Annotated in this window: 25 protein-coding genes; 14 read left to right on the top strand and 11 right to left on the bottom strand. The window is 61.1% G+C overall.

The features are described from left to right. From C167_RS0103990 to C167_RS0103965, 6 genes are all read right to left on the bottom strand, one after another. The coding region (locus C167_RS0103990) for a PhoX family protein (protein WP_026078793.1) at positions 1 to 663 on the bottom strand (663 nt) is incomplete at its 3' end. After that, positions 660 to 1,418 (bottom strand): energy transducer TonB, encoded by a 759-nt coding sequence (locus C167_RS32185; protein WP_017516970.1) that lies wholly within the window; start codon positions 1,416 to 1,418, stop codon positions 660 to 662. The genes C167_RS0103990 and C167_RS32185, both read right to left, overlap by 4 nt. Next, on the bottom strand, positions 1,415 to 1,852 hold the full coding sequence (tolR, locus tag C167_RS0103980) for a protein TolR (RefSeq protein WP_017516969.1): 438 nt from the start codon (positions 1,850 to 1,852) through the stop codon (positions 1,415 to 1,417). Before tolR ends, C167_RS32185 begins: the two co-directional genes overlap by 4 nt. A gap of 13 nt (positions 1,853 to 1,865) precedes the next feature. Beyond that, a complete protein-coding gene (tolQ, locus tag C167_RS0103975; RefSeq protein WP_017516968.1) occupies positions 1,866 to 2,570 on the bottom strand; it encodes a protein TolQ in 705 nt (234 codons plus the stop codon). Between the two features lie 43 nt (positions 2,571 to 2,613). Next, entirely contained in the window at positions 2,614 to 4,497 is a 1,884-nt protein-coding gene (locus tag C167_RS0103970) for a phytase (protein ID WP_017516967.1), read from the bottom strand. Between the two features lie 58 nt (positions 4,498 to 4,555). Then, positions 4,556 to 7,069 carry a TonB-dependent receptor gene (locus C167_RS0103965; protein WP_017516966.1) on the bottom strand — a complete coding sequence of 838 codons (2,514 nt, stop codon included), beginning with the start codon at positions 7,067 to 7,069 and terminating at the stop codon, positions 4,556 to 4,558. Between the two features lie 348 nt (positions 7,070 to 7,417). On the opposite strand from C167_RS0103965, the gene C167_RS0103960 reads away from it, so the two are divergent. The 8 genes from C167_RS0103960 (at position 7,418) to C167_RS0103925 (ending at position 14,170) form a co-directional block, all read left to right on the top strand. Further along, positions 7,418 to 8,338 carry a GGDEF domain-containing protein gene (locus tag C167_RS0103960; protein WP_017516965.1) on the top strand — a complete coding sequence of 307 codons (921 nt, stop codon included), beginning with the start codon at positions 7,418 to 7,420 and terminating at the stop codon, positions 8,336 to 8,338. Between the two features lie 10 nt (positions 8,339 to 8,348). Next, a complete protein-coding gene (locus tag C167_RS32180) occupies positions 8,349 to 9,419 on the top strand; it encodes an AraC family transcriptional regulator (RefSeq protein ID WP_037005978.1) in 1,071 nt (356 codons plus the stop codon). Positions 9,420 to 9,700: 281 nt separating this feature from the next. After that, positions 9,701 to 10,093, top strand: coding sequence for a hypothetical protein (locus C167_RS0103950; RefSeq protein WP_026078791.1), 393 nt, complete (start codon positions 9,701 to 9,703; stop codon positions 10,091 to 10,093). 104 nt (positions 10,094 to 10,197) lie between these two features. Next, the gene (locus C167_RS0103945; RefSeq protein ID WP_017516962.1) at positions 10,198 to 10,647 is read left to right on the top strand and encodes a hypothetical protein; all 450 of its coding nucleotides are present in this window, start codon (positions 10,198 to 10,200) and stop codon (positions 10,645 to 10,647) included. Positions 10,648 to 10,737: 90 nt separating this feature from the next. After that, positions 10,738 to 10,989 (top strand): DUF2933 domain-containing protein, encoded by a 252-nt coding sequence (locus C167_RS35025; protein WP_085988834.1) that lies wholly within the window; start codon positions 10,738 to 10,740, stop codon positions 10,987 to 10,989. Between the two features lie 81 nt (positions 10,990 to 11,070). Then, positions 11,071 to 13,332, top strand: a complete 2,262-nt coding sequence (locus C167_RS0103935) for a heavy metal translocating P-type ATPase (protein ID WP_235154284.1) — start codon at positions 11,071 to 11,073, stop codon at positions 13,330 to 13,332. A 111-nt stretch (positions 13,333 to 13,443) separates the two neighbouring features. Continuing rightward, on the top strand, positions 13,444 to 13,713 hold the full coding sequence (locus tag C167_RS0103930) for a heavy-metal-associated domain-containing protein (protein WP_017516959.1): 270 nt from the start codon (positions 13,444 to 13,446) through the stop codon (positions 13,711 to 13,713). A 13-nt stretch (positions 13,714 to 13,726) separates the two neighbouring features. Then, complete coding sequence (locus C167_RS0103925) at positions 13,727 to 14,170, top strand: DUF411 domain-containing protein (protein ID WP_017516958.1); 444 nt, start codon at positions 13,727 to 13,729, stop codon at positions 14,168 to 14,170. A gap of 83 nt (positions 14,171 to 14,253) precedes the next feature. Here C167_RS0103925 and C167_RS0103920 read toward each other — a convergent pair whose 3' ends face one another. Then, on the bottom strand, positions 14,254 to 15,627 hold the full coding sequence (locus tag C167_RS0103920) for a heavy metal sensor histidine kinase (RefSeq protein ID WP_026078788.1): 1,374 nt from the start codon (positions 15,625 to 15,627) through the stop codon (positions 14,254 to 14,256). After that, positions 15,624 to 16,307, bottom strand: coding sequence for a heavy metal response regulator transcription factor (locus C167_RS0103915; RefSeq protein WP_017516956.1), 684 nt, complete (start codon positions 16,305 to 16,307; stop codon positions 15,624 to 15,626). The genes C167_RS0103920 and C167_RS0103915 overlap by 4 nt, the downstream gene beginning before the upstream one ends. Before the next feature lie 340 nt (positions 16,308 to 16,647). On the opposite strand from C167_RS0103915, the gene C167_RS0103910 reads away from it, so the two are divergent. The 6 genes from C167_RS0103910 to C167_RS0103885 all read left to right on the top strand — a co-directional run bounded on the left by C167_RS0103910 (position 16,648) and on the right by C167_RS0103885 (position 22,102). Beyond that, a complete protein-coding gene (locus tag C167_RS0103910) occupies positions 16,648 to 17,193 on the top strand; it encodes a cupredoxin domain-containing protein (protein ID WP_017516955.1) in 546 nt (181 codons plus the stop codon). A 300-nt stretch (positions 17,194 to 17,493) separates the two neighbouring features. Further along, the gene (locus tag C167_RS0103905; protein WP_026078787.1) at positions 17,494 to 19,317 is read left to right on the top strand and encodes a copper resistance system multicopper oxidase; all 1,824 of its coding nucleotides are present in this window, start codon (positions 17,494 to 17,496) and stop codon (positions 19,315 to 19,317) included. Positions 19,318 to 19,422: 105 nt separating this feature from the next. Continuing rightward, a complete protein-coding gene (locus C167_RS0103900; RefSeq protein WP_419146525.1) occupies positions 19,423 to 20,307 on the top strand; it encodes a copper resistance protein B in 885 nt (294 codons plus the stop codon). 69 nt (positions 20,308 to 20,376) lie between these two features. After that, on the top strand, positions 20,377 to 20,763 hold the full coding sequence (gene copC, locus C167_RS0103895; RefSeq protein WP_017516952.1) for a copper homeostasis periplasmic binding protein CopC: 387 nt from the start codon (positions 20,377 to 20,379) through the stop codon (positions 20,761 to 20,763). A 3-nt stretch (positions 20,764 to 20,766) separates the two neighbouring features. Further along, positions 20,767 to 21,705, top strand: a complete 939-nt coding sequence (copD, locus tag C167_RS0103890) for a copper homeostasis membrane protein CopD (protein ID WP_017516951.1) — start codon at positions 20,767 to 20,769, stop codon at positions 21,703 to 21,705. Positions 21,706 to 21,895: 190 nt separating this feature from the next. Next, positions 21,896 to 22,102 (top strand): co-regulatory protein PtrA N-terminal domain-containing protein, encoded by a 207-nt coding sequence (locus C167_RS0103885; RefSeq protein ID WP_017516950.1) that lies wholly within the window; start codon positions 21,896 to 21,898, stop codon positions 22,100 to 22,102. A gap of 436 nt (positions 22,103 to 22,538) precedes the next feature. On the opposite strand, the gene C167_RS0103880 is transcribed toward C167_RS0103885, so the two are convergent. From C167_RS0103880 to C167_RS0103865, 3 genes are all read right to left on the bottom strand, one after another. Continuing rightward, positions 22,539 to 24,962, bottom strand: coding sequence for a TonB-dependent siderophore receptor (locus C167_RS0103880; protein WP_017516949.1), 2,424 nt, complete (start codon positions 24,960 to 24,962; stop codon positions 22,539 to 22,541). Positions 24,963 to 25,058: 96 nt separating this feature from the next. Then, the gene (locus C167_RS0103870) at positions 25,059 to 26,033 is read right to left on the bottom strand and encodes a FecR domain-containing protein (protein ID WP_017516947.1); all 975 of its coding nucleotides are present in this window, start codon (positions 26,031 to 26,033) and stop codon (positions 25,059 to 25,061) included. After that, complete coding sequence (locus tag C167_RS0103865) at positions 26,030 to 26,545, bottom strand: sigma-70 family RNA polymerase sigma factor (RefSeq protein WP_017516946.1); 516 nt, start codon at positions 26,543 to 26,545, stop codon at positions 26,030 to 26,032. The genes C167_RS0103870 and C167_RS0103865 overlap by 4 nt, the downstream gene beginning before the upstream one ends. Between the last annotated feature and the right edge of the window lie 364 nt (positions 26,546 to 26,909).

Genomic DNA, 26,909 nt, shown 5'->3' with positions numbered 1-26,909 from the left:
GCCGGTGATGCGGCGGTTGTAGCTCGACCCCTCGACGCGCTGCCACTGGCCCCCGGCGTCCTTCTTCACCTCGATCACGCTCAGGCCGTGGGCCGCGATTTCCTTGCGCACCTCGCCTTCCGGACGCCCGCGCGAACCATCGGGACGATCCTCGAAGGTCTGGCCCTTCGGATGCAGCGTCGGGTTGATGTATTCGTGGTTGATGACCAGCAGGCCGTGGCTGTCCGGCGCATCGGGGAAGGGGAAGTAGTGCATGCCGTCATGGTTGTCGCCGGCCTGCAGCTCCTGGGCTTTCCAGTCCTCGCTGGCGTCGCCTTTCCAGGCCGGCGCGCCGGTCACTACGGTGTCGCCCCAGGAGAAGAACGGCCGGGCGGTGTAGCCCTCAGCGACGATCACCCGGTCGAACGTCGGGTCCTGCTGTACCGGCACGCCCTTGAAGCCGAGCAGCGCAGTGGGCACCGGCGCGTCCGCAGCGAACAGCGAGCGGCCGGGGAACAGGCCGCCGCCGAGGAAGCCGACCGCGCCCAGCACCAGGCTGTTCTTCAACAGGCGGCGGCGCGAAGCGTCGATGATCTCGCTCATCGGCACGTTGCCGGAGGGGTTGATCGCCTGGTCGTCGAAGGCGGAGAGATGGGCGTGGAAATCGGTCGGCTCGGCACTCATCGGGAGGTTTCCTGGATCCGGTAATGGAAGGTGTTGCGCACGTTGGCCACGGCGACGGCCTGGCCGTCGATTACCCGTGGCTGGTAGCGGAAGCGGGTGGCGGCCTGCAGCGACGGGCGCTCGAACACGCTGTGGCTGCAGGCGCCGGGGACCACGCGCGGGTCGCGTACCGAACCGTTGGGGGCGACGGTGTATTCCACCGTGCAGTCGCCTTCCAGACGACGGTCGAGGGCGCTGTCCGGGTAGGTCGGAGCCTTCTTCACCAGTGGCTGGTAGTTCTGTGCGGCGCGGACAGCCTCGGCGGCGGCTGCCTGCTGTGCGGCGAGCTGGCGATCGTGTTCGGCGCGTGCCCGTTGCTCGGCCTGCTGGTGTGAGCGCTGCTCCTGTTCCTGACGTTGCTGCTCGGCGATGCGCTGCTGCTCCTGGCGCCGTTCCTCGCGCTGGCGCTCTTCGCGTTCACGCTGCTCGACTTTGCGCCGTGTCAGTTGGGCGACATCAGGTTGCGGCGCCGGGCGAGGCGCCTCGACCTGTGGTGGGGGCGGTGTAACGGGCTCTGGCGGTTGCACCACGGGTGGCGGCGCTGGAGCAATGGGCGCGGGGCTCGGCAGGCTGACCAGCGCGGTACGCATCACCTTCGGCGCCGGGGTGGCCGGCGCCGAAGGGTGGAAACCGATGTACAGGCCGGCCAGCGCGAGCGCGTGCAGCCCGGCGCTGATGGCGGCAGGCAGGGCGCGGCGGGTGATCCTGGGGTTCACGATTGCGGCGCCTCGGTGATCAGTCCGACATCGCTGACGCCACCGCGCTGCAGGGCGGCCATGGCGGCGATCACCCGGCCGTAGTCCACCGCCTGGTCGGCGCGGATCAACACCTGGGTGTCGGCGCCCAGGCGGGTGAGCTTGGCAGTCAGCTCGTCCAGGTTGCCGGCGGCGTCGGTGCGCTGTTCGGTATCCACCTGGCTGCCCAGGTACCAGTGGTAGCCGCCGTCGGCCTGCACCGTGAGCGTCAGCACCGGGCGCTCGGTCTCACTGGGTAACGCCTCGCTGGCCACCTTGGGCAGTTCCACCTTCAGGCCCTGCTGGATCATCGGGGCGGTGACCATGAAGATCACCAGTAGCACCAGCATGACGTCGATGTAGGGCACTACGTTCATTTCCGCCTTGGGTGCGTGCTTGCTGCGTATGCGTCGCATGGCCGGCCTCCGGTCAGGCCGCCGCGGCCATGGCCGGGGCGGCGTGGATGCGACGGTTGAGCTGGGCCTGCAGCTGTTCGGCGAAGGCGCAGTAGCGGCCCAGCAGTTGGTCGGAACTGGCAGCGAAGCGGTTGTACGCCATGACTGCCGGGATTGCTGCGAACAGGCCGACAGCGGTGGCGACCAGGGCTTCGGCGATGCCCGGCGCGACGGTGGAGAGGGTGGCTTGCTGTACGCCGGAGAGGCCGATGAAGGCGTTCATGATCCCCCAGACGGTGCCGAACAGACCGATGTACGGGCTGGTGGAGCCGACCGTGGCAAGGAACGGCAGGCCGCGCTGCAGGCGTTCCTCCTCCTGGGCGATGACCACGCGCATGGCGCGCTCGCTGCTTTCGATCAGCAGAGCGGGATCGATGCCCGGCTCGTCACGCAGGTGCAGGAACTCCTGGTAACCGGCATGGAAGATACGCTCGACGCCGGCGTCCTCGCCGGGTTCGGTGGTTTCCCGGAACAGCCGCTGCAGGTCGCCGCTGGCGCGCCAGCGCGCTTCGAAGGCGCGCAGGCGACGGCGGGCGCCGCCCAGCAGCAGGCTGCGCTGGACGATCACGTACCAGCTCACCAGCGAGGCGGCCAGGAGGATCAGCAGCACGGCCTGGGCGAGCGGGCTGGCGGCTTCGACCAGTGCCCAGATGCTGGTGTGTTCGAGAGTGGCTTGCATGGTGGTCTCCCGGTGAGGCTCCCCGTCACGGGGAGCCTGGTGGTCAGTCGAGGTTGAGGGCGCGGGCGATGTCCGCCCACGGCACGTACTTGAAGTTCTGCGTGCCTTCGGGCAGGCGCTTGCGGCCGTCCTGCACCACCAGCATCCCCTGGCCGAACGCGCCGCCCAGGTTGGCCGAGGTGACTTCGATACCGTCGGTTTCCGAGGTTCCGTCGATGCCGGCAGCGGCGTTCAGGCCGACGCGGAAGGCACCACGAACGCGGTAGGGCGCGGCGGCGTCGAGCACCAGGTAGCTGTCGTTGCCCTGGCTGGAAACCAGCAAGTAGCTGGCCTTGGCGCCGTGGTAGAGGGCCAGGCCCTCTACGTCGTCGTGGAGCAGGTCGCCCACGGCCAGTACCTGTTCCGGCTCGCCCTTGGCGTCCGGCTCTGCCCCGAGGGTCCAGACCGCCACGTCTTCTTCGCCGAGGAACAGCCGCTGGTTGCGGTCATCGGCGACGCAGCCTTCGGGCTGGCTGGCGACGCGGAATTCGCGCAGCAGCTCGCCTTTCACCTGGCCGCCGGGAGCGCTCAGCCGGTACTGCTGGAAGCGTCCGTCCTTGTCATTGACGAAGGCCTGGATGTCGCCGTCGCGGGGCGCGTACAGGCACAGACCGTAGACTTCCTCCAGCGGCGTTGGCACGCGGCCGATCTCGCGCACCTTGCCGTCGGCCGGCTCGATGGCGAACAGGGTCAGGCTGTTGTCGCTGCGGTTGCTCGCCACCGCCAGGTCGACGCGGCGATTGCCGAGCCGGAAGCCGTGGCGCACGTCGACGTTGTTCACCAGCCCGGCAGCCAGGCTCTGCAACTGGCGGCCCTGGAGGTCGAAGACCAGCAGGCCTTCCTGCTTGTTGGTGCCCAGTACGCGGCTGAGTTTCGGGTTCTTCGCGCTGACCCAGATCGCCGGGTCATCGGCGGCGTCGCCATGGCGCTGCACGCTCTGCGTCTGCACCGCCGGCATCACCTCGGGTAGCGTGCGGGGAGCTTCCGCGCGTGCGGGTAGGGCAGGGACTTCGGCGTGATAGTAGTGCCCGCTGGCGTCGTCCTGCAGGACGATGCGCAGCGTGCCGGCCTGTTCGGTGGCCGCGAGTTGTTCGGCTTTATTCGGGCTGTTCAGCGCGATCGCGCTGAGGTTCTCCCAACCGTCGCCCTGACGCACGTAGCGCTGCAGGGCAGGGCCCTTGTCCAGCGCGAGCACGCCGCCGGACACCACCGCCAGTCCGCTGACCGATCCGGCGAGCCCGCCATAGGGCGCGTTCAGGTCCACCGGCAGGCGGCTGCCGTCTGCCTCCGGATTGGCACCATAGGCCCACAGGCCGATGCCGGGTTCGTCGACGTACAGGGTGCCGTCGCTGTCGTCGGCGCGGCACAGCTCGGCGCTCGGCGGCAGGGCCAGGCGACGCACCTTGCGCGCCTCGCGCTCGAGCCGCTTGCCGTGGCCGACCAGCCATTGCTCGCCCTGGCCGTTCTCGCCGACCAGGAACAGGTAGAGGTTGGCGCTGGCATCACGGTAGAGGCACTGGCCGTTGACCGCGAAGTCCGGGCTCGGCAGGCGCAGCGCATCGTCCCACTGGTCGTTGCCGGCCAGCGGTTGCAGCAGCGGCTGCTGGTGCTCGCGGTCGAACGTGGCGAGCAGGCTGCCATCGCCCCAGGGGCGCTGGTCGAGGAAGTCGTAGCGGCCGGCGAGGCGACCGCGTTCGTTGCCTGTCTCGTCCAGCAGCAGGAGGCCGTCGCGCTTGCTAGCAACGACGCTGCCGGCGCCGGGCAGCAGGGCGATGGCCTGGGCCTTGGCACGGGTCGGCCAGGGTTGCAGGGCGACGGATTCGGCACAGGCGTAGCCGGCCAGCAGCAGGCCGGCGAGCAGCGGGGTCAGGGAGTAGCGGCGTTTCATGGAGGGCGTCTGTCCTTGTGGTGCTGCGCGGACGCCGGCGGACCGGCGTGCGCGGTCCTCAGAAGTGGGTGAGGGTCAGGCCGACGGTGTAGGTCGGGCCGTACTCTTCGTACTGGTAGTTGTAGCGACGGTGGCCGCTGTAGATGTAGTAGGGCTCGTCGCCGAGGTTTTCGGCGTTGAAGAACACCTGCAGGTTGTCCGTCAGCGAGTAGCGCGCGCTGAAGTCGATCTGCGTCTGGTCGTCGACGCGACTGTCGTAGCGCTTGTCGCTGACGTTGCCGACCTCGTAGAGGTAATCGGACTTGTAGTTGGCGGTCAGGCGCAGGCTCAGGCGGTCCTTCTCGTAGCCGATGAGCAGGTTGCCGGTGACGTCGGATTGGCTGGGCAAGTCGATGTTGCGCTGGTTGCCGTCGGCATCGGCGATCTCGGCGCGCGAGCGGCTGAAGGTGGCGTTGGCGCCCAGCAGCAGGCCGTCCCAGGGCGCGGGGAGCATGACCATTTTCTGCGACCAGGCCAGTTCCAGGCCGTAGACCTTGGCCTTGTCGCCATTGGCGAAGGTGGACGCCTCGTCGAAGTCCGCCCAGGCGCCGCTGCCGGCGAGGTCGGTGTTGTAGACGAAGTTCTTGATGTCCTTGTAGAACAGCGACGCCGAAACCACGCTGGCGCGCCCCAGGTAGCGCTCGATGGCCAGGTCCAGGTTGTGCGAGCGCAGGGCGGCGAGGTCCGGGTTGCCGAACTCCGCTTCGTCGCCATCGATGGCATAACCGGGCGCGAGTTGTTCGAAGGTCGGGCGTACCACGGTGTTGGTCCAGGCGGCGCGAATCTGCGTCTGGTCGTCCAGTTGGTAACGGGCATGCAGGCCTGGCAGCCAGTTGTGGTAGTCGCGCTTGCGCTCGATGGCCTGGTAGTCGCCGTTGTCGATGCCGGTGCCCCTGGCCTCGAAGTGCGTGCCCTCGTAGCGCAGGCCGGCGATGAAACGCCAGTCACCGACGTCCACGGTGTTCATGAAGTAGCCGGCGTCGATGTCTTCGTGCATGCGGAAGTCATTGATGGTGGAGGCTTCCTCGTCGTAGTACTGCGCCGAATCCAGCCCGCCGATCAGGCGCTTGACCGCGTCGGCGGAGATGCCCTGGCCGAACTTCTGCAGGCGGTAGTGCACGGTGCCGTCCAGGGCGTTGGCGAGGTTCAGCTGGTCGTCGCTCAGGCCGGCGTCGGCGAGGTCCTCGTACTGCCAGACCTCTTCGTCGTTGTCCTTGGTGCGCCGGCTGAGCTTGCCGCCGAATTTGAAGGTCGACGGGCTGCCGGCCAGGTCGTAGTCGCGGGCCAGGTCCAGACGCAGGTTCTTCTCGTGGTCCGATGTGTAGGACTTGCCCCACTTGACCTTGTCCAGGCTGAACTGACTCGGGTCGTAGAACGCCGGGTCGATGTTCAGGCGTGGCTTCTCGCTGTCGTACCAGCCACTGTCCATGTCGCCGCCGCTGTAAACGGCCGGGTCGATGTGGCCGGGGCTGTCCTCGTCGGATTTGCTCCAGCCGGCCTGGCCGCTGAAGGTCCAGTCGCCGCGGCGTTGCTCGCCGCCGAAGACGTAGGACTGGATGGTCTGGGTTTCCTCGCGATGTTTCAGGCGGCGCTCCACCTCGGCTTCGCCGCTTTCGCCTTCGGCCAGGGCGTCCTCGAAGTCGATCTTGGTGGACTGGCGTGTCTCGTTGTCCTTGAACTCGCTGTAGAGAGTGCGCAGCCAGAGCTTGCTGTCGTCGTCGGGGCGGTAGTCGAAGTTCAGCGCGCCGCCGCTGCGTTCGCGCTGGATGTCGTAGTCACGTTGCTCCAGGCTGTTGAGTCGGGCACCGTCATCGAAATCCCAGTCGCCGCCGGTCTCGACGTTGTCGGAACCGAACTTGCGCTTCTGCCAGCTCAGTGCGGCGGCCACGCCGAAGTTGTCGATGCCGTCGCCGAGGCTGAAGCGCTGGCTGGCGGCGCCGGAGTATTTCGGGCTGAAGCGGTTGGTGTTCTCGTCGTAGCTGGTCTGTGCGGTGCCGCTGAAGAACAGGCCGTCGTGATCGAAGGCGGAGAGGCTTTCAACCTCGATGGTGCCGCCCAGGGAGTTGGCGTCCATGTCCGGGGTCAGGGTCTTGACCACTGACAGCGACTGGATCAGTTCGCTGGGCAGCACGTCCAGCGCCACGGCTCGGCGTCCGGCCTCGGGCGAGGGCACCAGGGTGCCGTTGATGGTGACGGCGTTGAGGTCCGGGCCGAGGCCACGAACCCGCACGAAGCGGCCTTCGCCCTGGTCGCGCTCGACGGACGTCCCCGGTACGCGCTGCAGGGCCTCGGCGGCGTTGCTGTCGGGCAACTGGCCGATGCTGTCCGCGTGCACCACGCTCTCCACGCTGTCGGAGCGGCGCTGCTGACGCAGGGCCTTGTCCAGGCTGTCGGCTTGGCCGTACACGGTGACGCTTTCGCCGGCCTCGGTGGTTTCCTCAGCCCAGCCTGACGGCGTGGCGGCAATCGCCAGCGCCAGGGCGCTGACCTTGAACAGCGGACGCAGCGTCCGCGGCAATTGCTGATCGATCACGGAATTTCCCCTTGTGCCTGTTCCCCCGACCGGGGCGATTCGGCCCGGTCAACTGGGGAGCGGAAGCTAGGCAGCGGGAATGACGGTTACGTGACAGCGATCGGCTGCAGGCCCCGAAATACAGGGATTTCAGCGATACAGGGCACGTTACTGATCCCAATTGACCCGGTGCGTTCGGCTCAGCCCCGGCGGCAGGGTGCAGGGCGTGGTACAGGGAGCGGCGGCGTAGGACTTTTTCGCAGGATGGGGGCGGTTTCGAGTGAGCCGATTGCACCCTCGGCGCTGTCATCAAAGCATCACGGGGACCTGTTTGGCTGGCCTCCGTCACTCGTTGCGGATACCGCTCCCATGTCCAACCTGCTCAAGCTGCACCGCCTGAAACTGATCGCACTGGTCGTGCTCGCCAACATCGGCCTGGTGCTCTACCTCGCCGCCGGGCAAATCAAGACCTGGGACCGGATCGACTGGCTCGACGTGGTGGGCGAGGGCGGTTCGGCGCTGCTGGCCTTCTGCTGGGTCTGCCTGGTGCTCGCGCACCGGCCGGCCGGGCGGGTCACCACGTTGCTGGCGGTGGGCCTGGGAGCGGTGTTCTTCTCCATGTGGATGGATGCCCTCGACGAATTCATCCAGCTGCCTGCGGAGATTTCCTGGGACCACTGGCTCGAATCGGTGCCGATGCCCATCGGCCTGCTGCTGATCACGCTCGGCCTGTACCACTGGAGCAAGGAGCAGAAAGCCCTCGGCCAGCAGCTGAGCAAGCGCGAGCGGCTGTTCCGAGAGCACCTCCACCACGACCGCCTGACCCCGCTCAACGGCGCCGCCTACCTGCGCCGGCAGATCGAGCTGGAGCAGCGTCGCTCCGGCGAGGAGCAGCAGGCGTTCTCCCTGGTGCTGGTGGACCTGGACGACTTCGCACCCTTCAACCGCAACCATGGCCACGCCGAGGGCGACCGCGTGCTGCAGGCGGTGAGTCAGTTGCTGTTGCTCAACCTGCGCCACTGCGACCTGTTGTGCCGGCTGGCGGGTGATCGTTTCGTTGCCCTCCTGCCTGGCACCGGCGAGGCTCAGGCCTGGCGCATCGCCGGGGAGCTGGAGAACGCCGTGCGCTACTACGCGCACAAGAGCGTGCCCCAGGGCGAGAGCCTCGTCCTCAGCGCCACTGCGGTGGCCTGCATGGCGCGCGACGAATCGTCGGACAGCCTGCTGGAGCGGCTGAGCCTGTCCATGGCGAGCGCCAAGTCACGGCCGCGCCTGGCCCGCAGCGCCTGAGGCCTGTCGCATGGAGGCCCCGTTGAACTACTACGAGCGCGACCTGCGCTTCATCCCGGCGCAACACCAGCCGGCCTGCCTGCTCGACCTCGCGCTCAGCCGCGAACTGGACAGTCACCGCCTGCTGCGTGGCACCGGGCTGTTCCAGGAAGACATCATCGCCGGCCAGCGGTTGATCAGCGCCGAGCAGTACCTGCGGCTGGTGGACAATTGCCGCCAGGGCAGCGGCGGCGAGGAGCTGGGCTTTCTCTTCGGCCAGCGCCTGCTGCCGGGGCACCAGGGCGCCGCCAGTGGCGCGCTGATGCACGCCGCTAACCTGCAGGAAGCGCTGGACCTGCTGATCCGCCACCGCGCGCGCTTCAGCCCGTTGCTCGCCCCGCGCCTGCTGGTGGAGGAACGCTTCGCCTGCCTGTACTGGGTCGACGCCTGTGGTGTCGGCGGCGCCCGTCGCTTCCTGGTGGAGAGTGGCATGACCGCCGTGACTGCGCTGTGCCGCTGGTTATCCGACGAACGCCTGCCGTGGAAGTACCTGTTCGCCCATTCGCGGCCCGACTACATCGAGCAGTACCAGGCGCACCTGGGGCTCAACCTGCAGTTCGACTGCCATGTCGATGCCATGCTGATTCCCCGCGACTACCTGGTGAAGCCCTGGCCGCGCGCCTCGCTCACCGCCGGTCAGGCGGCGCAGCGCGATGCGCGGCGCGAGCAGGAGCAACTGGGTCTGGGCGAGGGCGTTCTGGAGCATGTCTACCGCCTGTTGCAGCGCGAGGCCCGCGACCCGCTGAGCCTCGACCGGCTCGCCGAGCGCATGGGCATCAGCCCGGCCACCTGCAAGCGCAAGCTGCAGAAACACCAGACGCACTTCCAGGCGGTGCACGACGAGGTGCGCAAGCATGTGGCGCTGTACCTGTACTGGTCGCGTGGCTACAGCAACGAGGAGGTCGCCGAGTACCTGCGCTTCACCGACACCACCAACTTCCGCCGCTCATTCAAACGCTGGACGGGCCTGGTGCCCAGCGCGGTGCGGGATCTGCGGCCGGGGCGGGATAGCTGGCTGGAACACCGTGCAACGGATAGTTGAGCGAAACGGTTGGTGATGAGGTGCGATTTTTATAGGATGTAGCAAATATTTAAGCAGACCGTGCTGAATAGCCCTGGGTTTCATAGAAGCCTCAAATCTCAAAATTGACTCTTTGAAAACGGGCAACTGATGCCTCTGGCGAGAGGCAGCTACCGACCCAAAACAGACGTCCATGCAGGTATCTAGACTGTCGCGAAAGCGGCAGCTTTGTTTGATCCGAATCAAGTGTCGCAGAGCTGCTAGCGGTAATGTCTAACTTACTTTTGCTACGGGCTGAGCAGATGACCTGGTTCCGGAACCATCAACGCACGCTGCTACGCATAGCCTTGGTGCTGTGGGTGCTGGCGTTCGGGGTTGCGGCAAGCCATGGTTGTCTGTCGTACCCGGAGCATGACCCCGCACTCGTCCATGCAGACGTCTCGGTCGGCCTGGATGGTGCAGCGCACCAGCTTCATGCCAGTGGCTGCCTACAATTCTGTGACGACAGCGCATCGGCGCTCAATCAGGCACCGGGGTATATTCTGTTCGACCAGGCTCTCTGGGTGCTCCTGCTCACGCTTCCCGTCCTTTTCCTGCCTGCCATCATCCCTCCGCGCTTCGGCGCACTCGCCATGCACCTGCCCGCGCCGCCCCGGCCGCCGGCACGCCTGAGCTTCGTCCGCTTCAACGATTGACCTGCCTTCCGTGCACTCGGACCACCGGGTGCACAGTCTTGCTGTGCCTGCACGCCAGGCGCGGCTGCGCTTCATTTCACCCGTTGAAATACCTGGAGATCGCCATGCACATCACCATCAAATCGCTCGTCGCCGCCCTACTGATTAGCAGCCCGCTACTTGCCGTGGCTGTCGACGAACATCACCCCGATCAGGCTCCGGCGAAAGCTGAGAACGCGTCGGCATCGGCTCAGGGACAGGAGAAAGCCATGGCCGCACAGATGCAAAAGATGCAGGTTATTCACGACAGACTCGCTGCCGCCAAGACCCCGGAGGAGCGTCAGGCAGCAATGCATGACGGCATGCAAGCGATGAAAGAAGGTCTGGGCATGATGCAGAGCGGCTGCGCCGGTCAAGGCATGGGCCAGCACGTGAAGATGATGGATTCGAAGATGATGGGAATGATGATGCAAATGATGGATCAGCAGGCCGGCATGATGGGCTCGCAGTCGGACATGAAGGGCATGCCCATGCAGCACTCCATGGACCAGCCGGCCCAGAAGCCAGCCCAGTAGTCACATGGCGCGGCTCCAGTCTTGGTCTGTAGGGCGGAAGCATCCCTAGGCCAAGGCGGAGCACCCCCACTTTCGCCCTGGAGAATACTCATGAACGCTTCGCCTTCATCCCATCAGCCTCCGCCGTCCTTTTGGCGCAGTAAGCCCGGTATTGCCCTGGGTATGTTGCTGGTCATTGCCTTGTTCTACCTGGCTCGTGAGCACTACGGTCATATCTCGCTGCTGTTGCCATACGCGATCTTGCTGCTGTGTCCCCTGATGCACCTGTTTGGCCATCACCACGGCGGCCACGGCCATCATAGTGGAACGGACAATGCCCCCAAGGACGACCAAAGAGGCTGACTCATGCACGGTCATGAACATGCACACTCATTACCCGGAAACAAAACCTCCTCCGGCGAAGTGAAAGATCCTGTCTGCGGGATGACGGTCAAAATAGATAGTCCGCATCAGCTGCAGTACGCCGGGAAGGCCTACCGGTTCTGCAGCGAAAAGTGCCTGTCGAAGTTCAAGGCGGCACCGGATCTCTATGGCCCTGCTGCGCAGGGGGAGACGACTAAGCTTCCGACAACTGCAGGTGACACGTGGTACACCTGCCCAATGCATCCCGAGATACGTCAGCTCGGCCCAGGTACCTGCCCAAAGTGCGGCATGACCCTGGAGCCGGTGCTGCCGGAACTGGAGCAGGAGGAGAACCCCGAGCTCCGGGATTTCTCCCGGCGCTTCTGGTGGACCTTGCCCCTGACCGTCATCGTTACGTTGCTGGCCATGGGCGGGCATGCCTTGAACCTGTTCCATGGCGCCACGCAGAACTGGGTCGAGCTGGTGATCTCCAGCCCGGTGGTGCTCTGGGCGGGGTGGCCGTTCTATGTGCGCGGAGTGCGCTCGGTACTGCAGCGTAGCCCGAACATGTGGACGCTGATTGGTCTGGGTACTTCCGCCGCCTATCTCTACAGCCTCGTTGCCACTCTGGCGCCGGCGGTCTTCCCGGAAAACTTCATGATGGAGGGCCGTATCGGTGTCTACTTCGAGGCGGCGGCCGTCATCATCTCGCTCACCTTGCTGGGGCAGATGCTCGAGCTCAAGGCGCGCTCGCAGACCTCAGCGGCCATCAAGTCGCTACTTGGCCTGGCACCGAAGACGGCCCGGCGGATCAATGCCGATGGCAGCGAAGAGGACATCCCGCAGAGCCATGTGCACCCAGGCGACCGGTTGCGCGTCCGCCCCGGCGAGAAGGTCCCGGTCGATGGCCTGGTCGTACAGGGCGAAAGCGCCGTTGATGAATCCATGCTGACTGGCGAACCTCTGCCGGTGCTCAAGCAAGTGGGCGACACGCTCATTGGGGCAACCTTGAACACCCACGGTAGCCTGGTGATGCAGGCGCAAAAGGTCGGATCGGAAACCATGCTTGCGCAGATCGTGCAGATGGTCGTGCAGGCGCAACGCTCGAAGGCGCCGATGCAGCGCCTGGCTGACGTCATTGCCGGCTACTTCGTGATGGTCGTCATCGCCATCGCGGCCCTGACCCTGATTGGATGGGGCGTCTGGGGGCCGCAGCCCAGTTGGGTGTTTGGTCTGATCAACGCCGTGGCGGTGCTGATCATCGCCTGCCCCTGCGCCCTCGGCCTGGCGACCCCGATGTCTGTAATGGTCGCTACGGGCAAGGCTGCTGGCAGTGGAGTGCTGTTCCGCGATGCGGCGGCCATCGAGAACCTGCGCAAGATCGATACGCTGATCGTCGACAAAACTGGCACCCTCACCGAAGGGCGCCCGGCCTTCCAGAGTGTCGAGGCAGCGTCTGGTTTCAGTGCTGAAGAGGTCCTGCGTCTGGCCGCCAGCCTTGACCAGGGCAGCGAGCATCCACTGGCCCATGCCATCGTCGAGCGGGCCAGGGCCCAGGGACTGGCGTTGAGTGAAGCAGAGGAGTTCGAGAGCGCCTCGGGGATTGGCGTACGCGGCAAGATCGATGGTCGGCGCCTGTTGCTGGGCAACACTGCCCTGCTGGCCGATGCGGGCGTGTCCTGCGAGGCCCAGCAGGTACGTGCCGAACAACTGCGTAGCGAAGGCGCAAGCATCATGTACCTGGCGGTGGACGGCACCCTGGCCGGCCTGCTGGCGGTAGCTGACCCTATCAAACCGACCTCCAGGCAGGCCGTGCAATACCTCCAGGACGCTGGCGTCAGGGTCATCATGGCCACTGGCGACGGTCCGACCACGGCGCGGGCAGTGGCCCGGCAATTGGGTATTGAAGAAGTACACGGTGAGGTCAAGCCACAGGATAAGGAGCGCCTGGCTGCCAGCCTCCAGGCGGCTGGGCATCGTGTGGCGATGGCCGGAGACGGCATCAACGATGCGCCCGCCCTGGCGCGTGCCGATGTTGGCATTGCCATGGGTACCGGTACGGACGTCGCGATGAACAGTGCCCAGGTCACCCTGGTCAAAGGCGACCTGCTCGGCATTCTTCGCGCCCGCAACCTATCCCTGGCGACGGTTCGCAACATGCACCAGAACCTGGCCTTCGCCTTCGCTTACAACGCCATGGGTATACCTCTCGCCGCCGGGTTGTTCTATCCCCTGACGGGGCACCTGCTGTCCCCAATTATCGCTGCGTTGGCCATGAGCGTAAGTTCGGCATCGGTTGTCTTCAATGCCGTGCGCCTGCGTAAGGCCTCGCTCGATGGCTGAGTTCGGGAGGCTTGACCTTGCCACTATGGCAAGGTCGAGGATAGGTCCATGTCCCGGATAGGTTCAGCCAGTGTTCCGGGCAATAAGGTTTCTTGTTGAGGAGTCACCACGATGAAAAGTATTGATCTGCACGTTGAAGGCATGAGCTGCGCTTCGTGCGTCCGCCACGTGAATGCTGCATTGACGCCAGTCACTGGGGTTGCCGAGGTGTCGGTCGACCTCGCGGCGGGGCGGGTGCGCGTCAGTGGGGACGTCGATGCCCAAGCACTGATGGCCGCGCTGCAGGATGCCGGATATCCGGCCAAGGTCGAAGCATCGGCCCAGGCCCCGGAAGGCGGCAAGGCGCGCGGTTGCGGTGGCAGTTCCTGCTGCTGTCACTAAGAGGGGGAGCATCATGCACAAGGCACTTCGCTTGACTGCACTGGCCGGGTTGTTCATGGCATCCATCGCCCAGGCCGCCACAACCATCGACGTCTACCGCGACCCCAATTGCGGTTGTTGCAAGAGCTGGATCAAGTACCTGGAGGCCAACGGCTTCAGCGTGAACGACCATCTCGAGCCGAACATGAGTTCGGTCAAGCAGCGCTTTGGCGTGGTACCGCACCTATCGTCCTGCCACACCGCGGTGATCGGTGGAAAGTTCGTCGAAGGGCATGTTCCGGTGGCGCAGATCCACGAGCTGGAGAAGCGTCCGGAACTGCTTGGGATCGCGGCTCCAGGCATGCCCGTCGGCTCGCCTGGCATGGAAATGGGGCAGACCAAGCAGGCTTACCAGATCATTGGGCTTACCCGCGACGGCACCGACGAGGTTGTCGCCAACTATCCGGCAGCCCAATAGCCGAATGGGCTTTCCCGCCGGGGGCTTTCAAGTAGCGTGTTTTGAACTCAACAAGACGCGCCGCTAGCCCGGACATCGCACCATCAAGGGCGATGTGGAAACTCCAGGTGGAATGCTGTCACTCCGTTTGATGAGGTGCACCAGATGCGGCCATGATGCGCCTCGACAATTGAACGCGAAATCGCGAGGCCAAGGCCTGCATTATGTGATTCCCCCTCGCGGCGCGCGGGGTCGGCACGATAGAAGCGATCGAAGAGCTTCTTCAGGTGCTCGGCAGGAATTGTCTCTCCAGGATTGACGACCGAGAGAGTCACGGTATTGGCGTTACTCTCAATGATCACATCGATTGTTGCGCCCGCCGGGGTGTAACGAACAGCATTCGATAGCAGGTTGGAAATGGCTCGATGCAGCATCAGGCTATCGCCCTGGATAGAAGACGAACCACTGAGGCGAAGCTCAATGCCGCGTTCCTCTGCAAGCAGGCTGTAGTACTCGAAGAGCCTCTGCACAATCTCCTCAAGATTGATCTTGGCCGAGCCAGGAGTAATAAGGCCATTATCAGATTTTGCCAAGAAGAGCATGTCGTCAATCATTCTCGACATATGATGCAAACTATCAAGATTGGAGTAGAGGTTTTCCTCATAATCATCAATATTTCGCTTTTTTCCGAGGATTACCTCGGTGTGCGTGAGTAATGTTGTAATGGGTGTGCGAAGCTCATGGGCAATATCCGCCGAAAAATTGGAGAGGCGCACAAACGAATCGTCTAGTCTAGCCAGCATCTCATTAAAAGAGCTTACCAACTCTTGGAGCTCAGAGGGCACGGGATCTAGTGGGATACGCTCTTTCAAGGACTTTGCTGACATTGATGCCGCCACTGCGGTCACTTGTCGTATCGGTCGCAAGCCACTTCTGACAACCACGACGCCCAAGGCGCCGCTTGCAATGGCGCTGATCGCCAAGCCTATCCAAAACCAGCGCTCTAGCGTCACGAAAAAGTGAGAGTGGCTGGTGACATCCAATATCAGGACGGCGGTTGCCGAACTAGGCCCCGACTGTGGGCCAACCCGAGCAGTCATACCCCTATACAGCCGTCCGTGATCCCCCCACTCCCACATGCCCGCGCTTTCCTGAGAAAACTGTTGCGGCAAATTAGTAATGGTTGAGTTCGAAAATAAGACATTGCCGTCAGTCGTGGTAATGATCGATTCGAGTTCATGGTGCGCGCCAAGTAAAGCATTCAGTTCCAAACGAATGTGACTGCTCTCCAGATTGGCATTCGCAGACATGAGGATTTGTTGAATAGAGTCGAGCTTTTCGGTGATCGTCTGCTGATCCTGCATCCAGAAGTGCCGACGACTGAACTCACTGAAGCTCACTCCAGCAACGGTCAGGACGGACACCACAGCAAGCATGAACATCAGGCTCATGCGAGCAGTTAGGGATAGTCGCTTCATTTCTGCTCGGGCTCTTCGAGCATGTACCCCATTCCCCTAATCGTATGGATCAGCTTGGGCTCGAAGTCATCGTCAATCTTGGCCCTCAGCCGCCGTACTGCCACCTCGATAACGTTCGTATCGCTATCAAAGTTCATGTCCCATACCTGAGAGGCAATCAGCGATTTCGGCAGAACCTCCCCGCGTCTCCGCATCAACAGCTCAAGCAGCGAGAATTCCTTTGCCGTCAGGTCAATGCGCACCCCGCCTCGCACTGCCCGGCGCTTGAGCAGGTCCACTTCGAGATTCGCAATTTTTAGGGTCACCAGGGTTGGAGTTGTTGTCGCGCGCCGTAGCAGCGTGCGTACGCGCGCCAGGAGCTCGGCAAATGCGAAAGGCTTGACCAGGTAATCATCTGCTCCCAACTCAAGTCCCTTGACGCGATCATCCACGCCGTCGCGTGCGGTCAGGAACAACACCGGAACATCCTTGCCGGCGGCCCGCACCATGCGTAGTACTTCCCACCCGGTCAGACCAGGCATCATCACGTCCAGTATGAGCAGGTCATACGACTCGCTGAGTGCATGCTGGAGCGCTTCAGTACCCGAATTGACCAGGTCGACATTGAAGCTGGCCTCGCTCAGTCCTTGCTGCAGGTACAAGCCGATCTTGGGTTCGTCTTCCGCGACAAGAAGTCTCATTTTTCTGACCCATAGCTGAACAATGCTGTGAGTGTGCCGCTACTGGTTGCTACCAACCAGATCCTTACAAAAATGTAATCCTGGCATAAGCCGACGGTCAGGCAGGTAGCGCTATGGTTGAGACGACTTCTAGAGCGAGTACTTCGTTTGGGCGATCTGAGCACGCGAGGTGTGATGATTGGCACGATCCCCTTAAGGCCTTACCAGTGCTCCTTTGGCCAATCGGCGCCGCCTTGGCGCCGATTTTTTAGCAATCAGTACGCCGCTCAAGAACTGATGCCAAGAGCATGATTTTTAACTGTGCTGGCCTGGGATTAATATTTCTATCGAGAGGTGTTCTATGAATACTAAATTTTCGAACTTCCTGGTTGCGGGGATTTTGTTTGCCCTCTCTACAGTTTCGATGGCTAGTGAAAAGGCAGTGAATTTCGATTTTGGAAGTCGTAGCGCGCCGGAGAAAGCAGATCGGACAATTGAGATTAAGATTGGGGATCTCTACTTCGAGCCTTCTCGTATAGATGTAAAAAATGGCGAGACCATTCGATTTGTATTGAGAAACGAAGGGCTGGTTCTTCATGAGTTCAATCTGGGCAAGGCAGCGGCGCACGTGCAGCACCAGAAGGAAATGGTGGAGATGTTCAAAAGTGGCTATCTCACGGCAATGAAAGTTAACGACGCCGAGCACGATATGGCAGGTATGGAGGGTGACATGCATGGCATGAGCATGCCCAGCATGAACCACAATGACGCCAACAGCGTTTTGATTGAGCCAGGTCAAACCAAGGAACTGGTTTGGACATTTAGTAAAACATCGGGGCTGCAATTTGCGTGCAACGTTCCAGGGCATTACCAGAAAGGGATGGTAGGGCAGATTGCCATAAACTAGTTGACGGCAGTGCTTTCCGTTTTAGCTGCGCTGCAGGCTTGTGGGAAGGGGGCGGCTCCCGCCGGCGGCTAACCGCGATAATGGCAACATGCCAGTTTGCTCCCGCGCAGGCCAGGCAGGTAGCGGCAAGGTCAATCCTTACAGAAATGTAATCATCGCGACTGCCTAAATATGGCAAATTTTTCAAGGACATCTGAGCCTCCGATCGTCAGGCTCGAAATGAAGTCCACTTCATAATGGCTCGAAAGTGGCCCCATAAATTGGTTCATGAGAGCTCTTTCCTAGCAGGGTCGTAGCGGAATGCAGAACAAAACGTCAAGACGGACTTTCGTTAAGGGCCTTGCCGCGACAGGCATTCTCGGCGGGCTCGGTTTGTGGCGCACCCCCGTCTGGGCCCTTGCCAGTCCGACTCAACCGACTGTCCTTGCCGGTACCGAGTTCGATCTGTTCATTGGTGAAACTTCAGTCAACCTGACTGGTGCAGTCCGTACAGCAATGACCATCAATGGATCGCTTCCTGGGCCAACTTTGCGTTGGCGCGAAGGTGACACGATTACGCTCCGCGTTCGTAATCGCCTGAAGGAAGATACCTCCATTCATTGGCATGGAATTATTCTCCCAGCCAACATGGATGGTGTGCCGGGTTTAAGTTTCCAGGGAATCGCTCCCGATGGCATGTACGAATATAAATTCAAGGTCAATCAGCACGGTACTTACTGGTACCATAGCCACTCCGGCTTCCAAGAGCAGCTTGGCGTTTTCGGGCCGTTAATTATCGACCCCCAAGAGCCAGAGAAAATTTCTTGCGACCGTGATTATGTCGTCATGCTGAGCGACTGGTCGGATGAGAATCCCAGTCGTGTCCTTGCCAAGCTGAAGAAAGACTCTGGTTATTATAACTTCCATAAACGCACGGTCGGGGATTTCATTGATGATGTAAGCGAGAAGGGTTGGTCGAAAACTGTCGCCGACCGAAAAATGTGGGCTGAAATGAAGATGAGCCCAACCGATCTCGCCGACGTAAGTGGTTATACCTACACCTATCTCGTCAATGGTCACGCACCTGATACCAATTGGACTGGCATTTTCAAGCCCGGGGAAAAGGTCCGACTGCGCTTCATCAACGCCTCTGCAATGACCTACTTCGATGTTCGGATTCCCGGACTGAAGATGACCGTAGTGGCTGCAGATGGGCAGCCAGTCCAGCCGGTAAGTGTTGATGAGTTCCGCATTGCCGTTGCTGAAACCTATGACGTCATTGTCGAGCCGACAGACCAGGCCGCATACACCATCTTTGCTCAATCGATGGACCGTACCGGCTACGCCCGAGGCACGCTTGCGGTAAAGGAAGGAATCAGTGCACCAGTGCCGGCGCTAGATCCCCGCCCACAAATCACCATGGACGATATGGGGATGGGAGGCATGGACCATGGGAGCATGGCGGGCATGGATATGTCCGGGATGGATCATGGCGACATGGCCGGCATGGATATGTCCGGGATGGATCATGGCGACATGGCCGGTATGGATATGTCCACCATGGACCATGGCAGCATGGCTGGCATGGACCACAGCCAGATGCAGGGAATGGGGGCACAAATGCAATCCCACCCTGCGTCCGAAGCCAATAACCCCTTGGTCGACATGCAGACTATGAGCCCTACAGCAAAGCTCAACGACCCAGGTATTGGCTTGCGCAACAATGGCCGGCGCGTGCTGACCTATGCCGATCTAAAGAGCACATTCGATGACCCTGACGGACGAATCCCATCCCGAACCATCGAGCTTCACCTGACCGGCCACATGGAGAAGTTCTCCTGGTCGTTCGATGGCATTGAGTTCGCTGATGCCAAGCCGCTACTCCTCAAGTATGGCGAGCGTGTTCGTATCACCCTAGTTAACGACACCATGATGACGCACCCCATCCATTTACATGGCATGTGGAGTGATTTGGAGGATGAACAGGGCAACTTCATGGTGAGAAAGCACACTATCGACATGCCGCCGGGGTCGAAGCGCAGCTATCGCGTAACGGCCGACGCGCTCGGTCGCTGGGCCTATCACTGCCACCTGATGTATCACATGGAGCTGGGCATGTTCCGTGAAGTGCGAGTGCAGGAATAGGAGAACAGCATGGCCCTCGAACAGACCCGCAGCCCCGTTTTGGCTGGCATTGCAATCCTTGGGATGAGTTTGCTCCCTTTGACAGGCGCCCGTGCTGAAGAGCCGATGCAAAGCATGGACGGCTCCCAGATGCAGGGAATGGACCACTCCCAGATGCAGGGTATGGATCACTCCCAGATGCAGGGCATGGACGACTCCCAGATGCAAGGGATGGATCATTCCCAGATGCAGGATACGGACTACTCCGATATGCAAGGGATGCAGCCCGCTGCCCCAACGGAAAGCCGTACGCCAATTCCTGTGCTAACTGATGCTGATCGTGCCGCTGTGTACAAAGGCAGCATGGACCACCATATGGGACAAGCACTTAACTCCCTGTTCGTCATAGATAAGTTGGAGTGGCAGGACGCCGATCAAGGTAGTGCCCTCAGCTGGGAAGCCAACGGTTGGGTCGGCGGCAATATCGATCGCCTATGGCTGCGCTCCGAAGGAGAGCGAGTCAATGGGGTTACCGAGAATGCCGAACTGCAGGCCCTGTGGGGACACTCCATCGGCCCTTGGTGGGATGTGGTCGGCGGCGTGCGGCAGGACTTCAAACCTGGTTCGCCACAAACCTGGGCAGCCGTTGGTATCCAGGGGTTGGCCCTGTATGACTTCGAAACCCAGGCAACTGCGTTCCTGGGGGAAGGTGGCCAAAGCGCTCTGAGGCTCGAAGGGGATTACGACATCCTCTTGACCAATCGCTTGATCCTTCAGCCGACGGCCGAAGTGAACCTCTACGGCCGGAATGACCCGCAACGCGGTACCGGGTCCGGCATCTCGGATTCAGAAATCGGACTGCGGCTTCGATATGAGATCGTCCGAGAGTTCGCGCCCTACATAGGCGTCACTTGGAACCACCTCTACGGAAAAACAGCAGACTACGCCCGCGAAGAGGGGGATGACTCCAGCGAGGCGCGATTGGTCCTCGGTGTACGTATGTGGTTCTAACAGGCTATTTCACCCCTTCTGTGTTTCTTCCTAAATAAACATAGCGGTTTAAGCCGCGAGGAGTCTTGCATGCAAAATCTCAAAACGTTCGCCGTCATGGCTGCGCTCGGCGCGGGAATGCTGCTGAGTGCGGCAGCCCAGGCACACCCCAAGCTGCTTTCCTCCTCGCCCGCTGAGGGGAGTGTCGTCGAGGCTCCGGCCAAGATCGAATTGCACTTCTCAGAAACGCTGCTGACTCAACTCTCTGGCGCCAAGCTCGTCATGACTGAAATGCCAGGCATGTCTCACTCCTCCCCCATGGGCGTGAAAGCAGCTGTCTCGGGCAGCACCGATCCGAAAGTGATGCTCATCACGCCGGCAGCTCCTCTCACCACCGGCACTTATAAGGTCCAATGGCGGGCCGTTTCTTCTGATACGCACCCGATTACTGGCGCTGTAACCTTCAAGGTGAAGTAAGTCATGGGCGACCCCGTCACTATCGCTCTACGCTTCGCCCTGTATGTTGACCTGATTATGCTTTTCGGTTTGGCGTTGTTCGGCCTGTACAGCCTTAAGGGACAAGAACGGATCAGCGGGGCGGTATTCAACTTCGAGTCGATATTGGTGTGGGCCGCCTTGATCGGTACCTTGCTATCTGTAGCTGCAATGCTACAGATGGCTAAGGTGATGAGCGGTGTTTCCAATTTCTCCGAAATACATCGCCATATTTTAGAGATGATCTTAATGGGTACCGATGTCGGCCTGACTTGGATAGTCAGGGTCGCGGCCCTCGTATTGGCTGCGATTGCCGCCCTGTTCAACAAGCGTGCGCCAACATTGAGTCTGCTTGCAGTATCCGCACTGGGTGCTATCGCCCTTGCTAGTTTGGCCTGGACAGGGCACGGCGCTATGGATGAAGGTATCTTGCGCTACGTGCATTTTACCAGCGACATTGCCCACCTTCTCGGTGCAGGGGGATGGCTGGGGGCATTGGTAGCCTTCGTACTGCTACTCCGCTCCAAGAAGCTTGAAGGTGAGCAGCATCTCCGCTTGTTGTCGCGGACGCTGACAGGTTTCGAGACGGCAGGAGCCCTGATCGTTGTTAGCTTGACAGTTACTGGTATTGCTAATTACGTGCTAATAATTGGTCCGGAAATTGGTGGATTGGTAAAGAGTACCTACGGTTTTCTATTGGCAATCAAGGTGGCGCTCTTTGTTGCGATGTTGGTGCTTGCTGCAGCAAACCGCTATCACCTCAGTCCTTTGCTGGATCGGTCGTTGCAGACTGGTAGTTATGCTCCTGCAATAAATGCGCTACAGCGCAGTATCATTCTTGAGTTCGCGGTGGCGATTGTCATCGTCAGTCTCGTAGCCTGGTTCGGAACACTGAGCCCTGAAATGGACATGGCTGTCGAATGATATTGAATGTAACTTTCTGCAAGCGTGACTCAGCGATACTGCGAGACTCGCGTTGATCGTCTGAGTGGGGTGAAAATTGCCAAAATGTAATTTTGGCCTCAGCTTCCCAACAGTATGCCCTGGCTACTATGTCCTTGAGCATAATGCTCAAGCCGTCAAATGACGGATGAATATTAGCAAGGACCAATATATGAACTCGCTCAAAACTCTTTTGGCAATTGTTGCTTTTGCTGCTTCTTCTCTTGCAATGGCCGAGAGTGGTGGTGATCGCACGTTTGCCAAGATGGAGCAGATCCGCCAATCCTTCGTTGAAGGCGCTCAAATTTCTCAAGAGCAGAAGGTCGCTTCTCCAGTGGCAGAGTCAAACATAAAGGGAGATAAACACAGCAAGTGCTAAGCCACTTCGCTGTCTCGTTGCGTTTTCACTCCTGTCGTGCACCCATGCGCCCATGCGCCGATGGGGGGAGAGCGAGTTGCACGGCGAGGCAGCCAAAGGAATTTGCCATACGGATGTAGCGGTACCCAAACCGCTACGGCATCCCGAAGGATCCGGGCGCCCCTAGATACGTACAACTGTGGTGGTTTCAAAAAGCCTGGTAGCGGTTACCACTGAGCTGCGGCATTGGCGAAGCAGGGAGAGTCAGAATGGGAGCCTGAAAGCGGACGTAAATGAACGTCCGCTAGTGGCCGATTGCTGACCGAGGCTAAGGGCCTCAACCTAGAGCGGAGGGTCATAAAAGTCCGCGAACGGTTACAAAGCAACCCGGCCGAAGCTTGAAGCCAATGTTGCGATCTCGCCGCAACCCGTTGGGCTACGGCGAGGCTGGAACACCTCAGTTCTCGTATCGCAGGGTGATGGCGAAGTTGCGCGGCTCGCCGTAGTAGTTACCCAGGTTCGAGTTATAGATCGAGGCGTAGTATTTCTTGTCGAACACGTTGTCGAGATTCAGTTGCGCACTCAGGTTGCGGCTGATCTGGTAGTTGGCGTTCAGACCGACTAGGTTGTAAGCGCCTTGCTCCACGTTGCCCAGGTAGACCTTGCTCTGATGGTAGAGGTCGCCGCCCACGCGCCAGTCGCTCAACTCTCCGGGAAGACGATAGCTGCTCGCCAGTTTGAACAACCGCTGGGGGGCGGTTTCAGTTGCATAATCAGTGCCCTTGCGGGCTCCAGCTACATATTCGGGGTGGCTGTAGGTGTAGCCCACTACCGCATTCCAACCCTTGAGAATCTCGCCGGACACCTCAGCCTCGAAACCGCGATTGCGTACCTTGCCGCCTTCCTCATAGCAGGTTGAGGTACGCCCCGGCCCGCAAATACGTGCTGCGCCGGTAACCGCCTGGGGCATATGGCTCTGGTCGACCTGGAAAATCGCCAGCGAGGTATTGAGCAGCCCGTTGTAGAACTCGTTCTTAAGGCCTATTTCGTAGTTACTGCCAGTGATCGGGTCGAGCAGCTTGTTGTCAATGTCGTAGTTGTTTTGAACCTGATAGATCTCGGTGTAGCTGGCGTAAACCGAGGCGCTGTCAGTCAGGTCATAGACCACACCGGCGTAGGGAATGACTTTTCCGTCTTCCTTGAAGCGGTCCTCATAGTCGGCAGAGGCGTAGTCGACCCAGCTGAAGCGGCTGCCAAGGATCACATGCAGGTCGTCGGTGGGGTTCAACCGGGTGGCGGCATACACTCCCTTGTCCTTGCGCACGTTACGGTACTGGATGCGCTCGTAGCCATAAGTGGGCGAGGCCACTTGCGACGGGGCGAAATCAAGGATGTCGACCACGCTTGGGTTGTTGTTGTAGCGCGATTCGTTGATGAAGCGATCCTTGCGTGCGTTAGCGCCGAACACCAGTTCGTGGCGTTGGCCAAGCAGGTAAAACGCGCCGTTGAGCGCCGCATCCAAGCTGATTTGCTCATCGTCGTATTTGGTGTCGTTGGTGAACAGGCGGAACTGGTCATTACCAATGTTGTTGCCGTAGAGCCCGAGAAAATCTGCGTTCGACCAGGTCAGGTTGGTGTTGACCGTCAGTTTCCAGTCGTCGTTGAACGTATGCTTGATGTCAGCAAATACTGTGCGATTAATTTTGTTTAGGTGGGCCCAGCTCGGCGCAAAAGAGCTGGAGCGCGACAGTGGATAGAAGCTGCCATTGAGTTGAGTGGGAAGACCGCCCCAGTCATAGCCGCCGTGATAATCCTTTTGCAGCACGGTACCCAGGCTTACGGTAGTGGCTTCGCTCAAGTCGGCTTCACCAATGGCGTAAAAGAGCTGGTTCTCTTTGTCAGCGCGATCTACAAAACTGTTGCCGGCGTTGTACAGCAGCACTGCTCTGGCGCGCAGTGTTCCCTGTTCGTTCAACGGCCCGCCCACGTCGATCTGGCTGTGGTAGTTGTCCCAGGAGCCAGCGCCGATTTCGGCTTTGAACTTGTAGGTGTCCGTTGGGCGCTTACGCACCAGGTTGATGGCTGCCGAGGGGTTGCCAGCCCCCTGCATCAGACCGTTTGCGCCGCGAACGAACTCTACACGGTCGTAGATTGCCATGTTGTTCACCGAGGTCACATCCATCGAGTAACTCTCGGAAATACTCGTTGGCACGCCGTCGTACTGCAGGTCGTTTACCTGGAATCCACGAGAAAAGTAACGCGAGCGCTCGGTGCCAAAGTCCTTGGCTGTGCTGATGCCGGTGGCAGCCCTGGCAACGTCCTCCAGAGACTGCATATTCTGATCGTCCATTTGCTGGCGCGTGACGACGCTGACCGACTGTGGCGTTTCCCGCAGTGAGAGGTTCAGCTTCGTCGCGGTGCTGGAGCTGCCGGTGGTGTAGGAGCCGGTGCCTTCGGTCACCGACCCCGGGGACAACCCCGAGATAGTCAGAGGATCCATTTCCAGGGCACCTTCGGCGGCGGGAATGGGCTGGATCAGCCAATTGCCGCCGGCGCTCCTTCGAGCTGCCAGCCCACTGCCGCTCAGCAGCTGATCCAGGCCACTCTGTACGTCGAATTCTCCATGCAGCGCTGGCGCCTGCTTGCCTTGGGTCAGTGATGGATCGAAAGGCAGCGTGATCCCGGCAGCCTGGGCAAACCCGTTCAGAGAATCCTCCAGCGCGCCGGCGTGTAGGTCGTAGCGATGAGTCCCGTTTTGATCAGCGTGCACGCCGATGCTGGCCAGTGAGACGACGGCGGTGCTGCTGAGGAGAATGCCGCGAAGGGTGAGGGCGAGGGTGGTGCGACGCAATGCTCGCGACGGCGAGGAAAGGGATGGCATGGACAACAAGCTCCTTGGCAATGGCAGTGTGTTTTCCTGTCTGCCGAAGGGCTCGGAAAAAACCGTAATCGTTATCGAGAATTTTTTGCATTGAGCTCAGCGAGCGACGATGCGAATCCACAACGGCGTGAAGCGCTGGATGCGCAGCGGCATCGAATCGGCCAGGGCGTCGAGGACGTCATCGATGTTGTCGAGCTGGAATACGCCGGAAACCTCCAGCGCAGCAATCGACGGGTCGCAGCTGAGCCATCCCTGCCGATAGCGTCCTAGCTCCTCGATCAGGTCGGCCAAGCGCATGCGCTTCGCCACAAGCTGGCCGCGCGTCCAGGCACTGGCATTCATGGTGCTGTGTTCGACCCGTCGGGTGCCTGAGCCGAGGATCAGGTATTCCTCGCCCGCCAACACCCGGATCGGCTGTGCGTCTGCGCGATGGATAGCGACGATCCCGTCCTCGACCCACAAGCGCGTTCCTTCGGCTTCATCGCGCACTGCAAAGGCGGTGCCGATGGCCTGTAGTCGAACATGGCGGCTCTCCACCCATAGGCTGCGATAACCCGCCGGTGCCTCGCTGTCCTTGCCCGAGTCGATGAAGATCTCGCCGCGCAGCAATGCGATCGTCCGGCGCTGTGCGGTGAAGCGCACGTCCACCGCGCTGGAGGTATTGAGCTGCAGACGAGTGCCGTCGCTCAGGAGGAACTGCTGATGCTCACCAACACCGGTGACGTAGTCCGCCCCCCAGGTTGCTAGCGGGCGCTCACGCAGTCCCCAGCCACTGAGGCTGCCGATTGCCACGCCAAAGCCCAGCACCTTGAGTGCCTGGCGGCGGCCGTGACGCTTGCCCTGCAGGCGTTGCAGGATGTCCAGTGCGACACCGCCGGGTAGTTCGGCCATGCGTCCGAAGGCCGACTCGCTGGACTGCAAGGCTTGCCAGGCGGTTTCGTGAATCGGATCTGCCTGCCGCCAGAGCAGGCAGGCCGTCTGCGTTTGCTCGTCCGCATAGCCCGATTGCAGACGCACCAGCCAGCCGACGGCCTGGTCGAGTACTGCGTCCGGCAGTTCCCTGGTGCTCATTGCTGTGCCAGAAAGCAGTGGCGAATGGCGGTGGCCATGTACTTCTCCACTGAGCTCAGACTCACGTTCAGGCGCTCGGCTATTTCTTTGTAGCCCAGGCCCTCGAGCCGTGACAGCAGAAACGCGTTACGTGCCTTCGGCGCCAGGCCATCCAGTACCGCATCGATTCGCGCGAGGGTCTCCAGCAGGATCAACTGCGACTCCGGGGAGGGCATCTCCGCTTCGGGGAGATGGGCAATGGCTTCCAGATAGGCCTTCTCGACGCGCTGACGGCGCACCCGGTCGATCAGCAAACCGCGGGCGACGACGCTCAGCCAAGCACGTGGCTGCCTGACTTCCTGCAGTTGCGTTCGCTTGCCGAGCAGGTGGACAAAAGCGTCGTGGGCCAGGTCGGCTGCATTGTCCGCGTGGCGCAGGCGCTTGCGCAGCCAGCCGAGTAACCAGGCGTGGTGGTCGAGATACAACGAGTGGATGTCTGCGTGATGGACGCTGGGAGCGGGCGGGGAGGTCAACGCGAATCCTTGCGTGATAACGGCTTGCAGATGAGAATTTGTCTCATCGTAAGCGGGCGCTATCCGGACGGCAAGAAGAACGGTTACGGGAAATAGGGAGATGGGGCGCTTTTGGGCTTTCCGATACTGGTCGATCGCCGCAACTGATGAGGGTCGATATAGACCCATAGCGGACTACCGCTCAACAGGTGCTGCGATAAATAAACCAGGTAATGAGCACGACGAATGGAGCGAGCAGAACGCCGGTTTCCGGGGAAGTGCTCCGCGGTCTGGATCAACTCACCTCAAGTAATTTGACGGAGCCTTTAACGACCAATGGCTCCCTTCTTATACTCGTCAACAGCCATTATCGAGACGTATGCCA

Source organism: Pseudomonas nitroreducens TX1 (assembly GCF_000313755.1).
In the GTDB taxonomy this organism is placed as follows: Bacteria; Pseudomonadota; Gammaproteobacteria; order Pseudomonadales; family Pseudomonadaceae; genus Pseudomonas; species Pseudomonas nitroreducens_A.
Note: the sequence above shows the minus strand (reverse complement) of the source record. Positions and strands in the feature narration are given on the sequence as shown.

Coding starts and splice junctions, on each gene's coding strand:
- tolR (WP_017516969.1), bottom strand. CDS start 1,852: ATGCGACGCATACGCAGCAAGCACGCACCCAAGGCGGAAATGAACGTA.
- tolQ (WP_017516968.1), bottom strand. CDS start 2,570: ATGCAAGCCACTCTCGAACACACCAGCATCTGGGCACTGGTCGAAGCC.
- C167_RS0103970 (WP_017516967.1), bottom strand. CDS start 4,497: ATGAAACGCCGCTACTCCCTGACCCCGCTGCTCGCCGGCCTGCTGCTG.
- C167_RS0103960 (WP_017516965.1), top strand. CDS start 7,418: ATGTCCAACCTGCTCAAGCTGCACCGCCTGAAACTGATCGCACTGGTC.
- C167_RS32180 (WP_037005978.1), top strand. CDS start 8,349: ATGGAGGCCCCGTTGAACTACTACGAGCGCGACCTGCGCTTCATCCCG.
- C167_RS0103950 (WP_026078791.1), top strand. CDS start 9,701: ATGACCTGGTTCCGGAACCATCAACGCACGCTGCTACGCATAGCCTTG.
- C167_RS0103945 (WP_017516962.1), top strand. CDS start 10,198: ATGCACATCACCATCAAATCGCTCGTCGCCGCCCTACTGATTAGCAGC.
- C167_RS35025 (WP_085988834.1), top strand. CDS start 10,738: ATGAACGCTTCGCCTTCATCCCATCAGCCTCCGCCGTCCTTTTGGCGC.
- C167_RS0103935 (WP_235154284.1), top strand. CDS start 11,071: ATGACGGTCAAAATAGATAGTCCGCATCAGCTGCAGTACGCCGGGAAG.
- C167_RS0103930 (WP_017516959.1), top strand. CDS start 13,444: ATGAAAAGTATTGATCTGCACGTTGAAGGCATGAGCTGCGCTTCGTGC.
- C167_RS0103925 (WP_017516958.1), top strand. CDS start 13,727: ATGCACAAGGCACTTCGCTTGACTGCACTGGCCGGGTTGTTCATGGCA.
- C167_RS0103920 (WP_026078788.1), bottom strand. CDS start 15,627: ATGAAGCGACTATCCCTAACTGCTCGCATGAGCCTGATGTTCATGCTT.
- C167_RS0103915 (WP_017516956.1), bottom strand. CDS start 16,307: ATGAGACTTCTTGTCGCGGAAGACGAACCCAAGATCGGCTTGTACCTG.
- C167_RS0103910 (WP_017516955.1), top strand. CDS start 16,648: ATGAATACTAAATTTTCGAACTTCCTGGTTGCGGGGATTTTGTTTGCC.
- C167_RS0103905 (WP_026078787.1), top strand. CDS start 17,494: ATGCAGAACAAAACGTCAAGACGGACTTTCGTTAAGGGCCTTGCCGCG.
- C167_RS0103900 (WP_419146525.1), top strand. CDS start 19,423: ATGCAAAGCATGGACGGCTCCCAGATGCAGGGAATGGACCACTCCCAG.
- copC (WP_017516952.1), top strand. CDS start 20,377: ATGCAAAATCTCAAAACGTTCGCCGTCATGGCTGCGCTCGGCGCGGGA.
- copD (WP_017516951.1), top strand. CDS start 20,767: ATGGGCGACCCCGTCACTATCGCTCTACGCTTCGCCCTGTATGTTGAC.
- C167_RS0103885 (WP_017516950.1), top strand. CDS start 21,896: ATGAACTCGCTCAAAACTCTTTTGGCAATTGTTGCTTTTGCTGCTTCT.
- C167_RS0103880 (WP_017516949.1), bottom strand. CDS start 24,962: ATGCCATCCCTTTCCTCGCCGTCGCGAGCATTGCGTCGCACCACCCTC.
- C167_RS0103870 (WP_017516947.1), bottom strand. CDS start 26,033: ATGAGCACCAGGGAACTGCCGGACGCAGTACTCGACCAGGCCGTCGGC.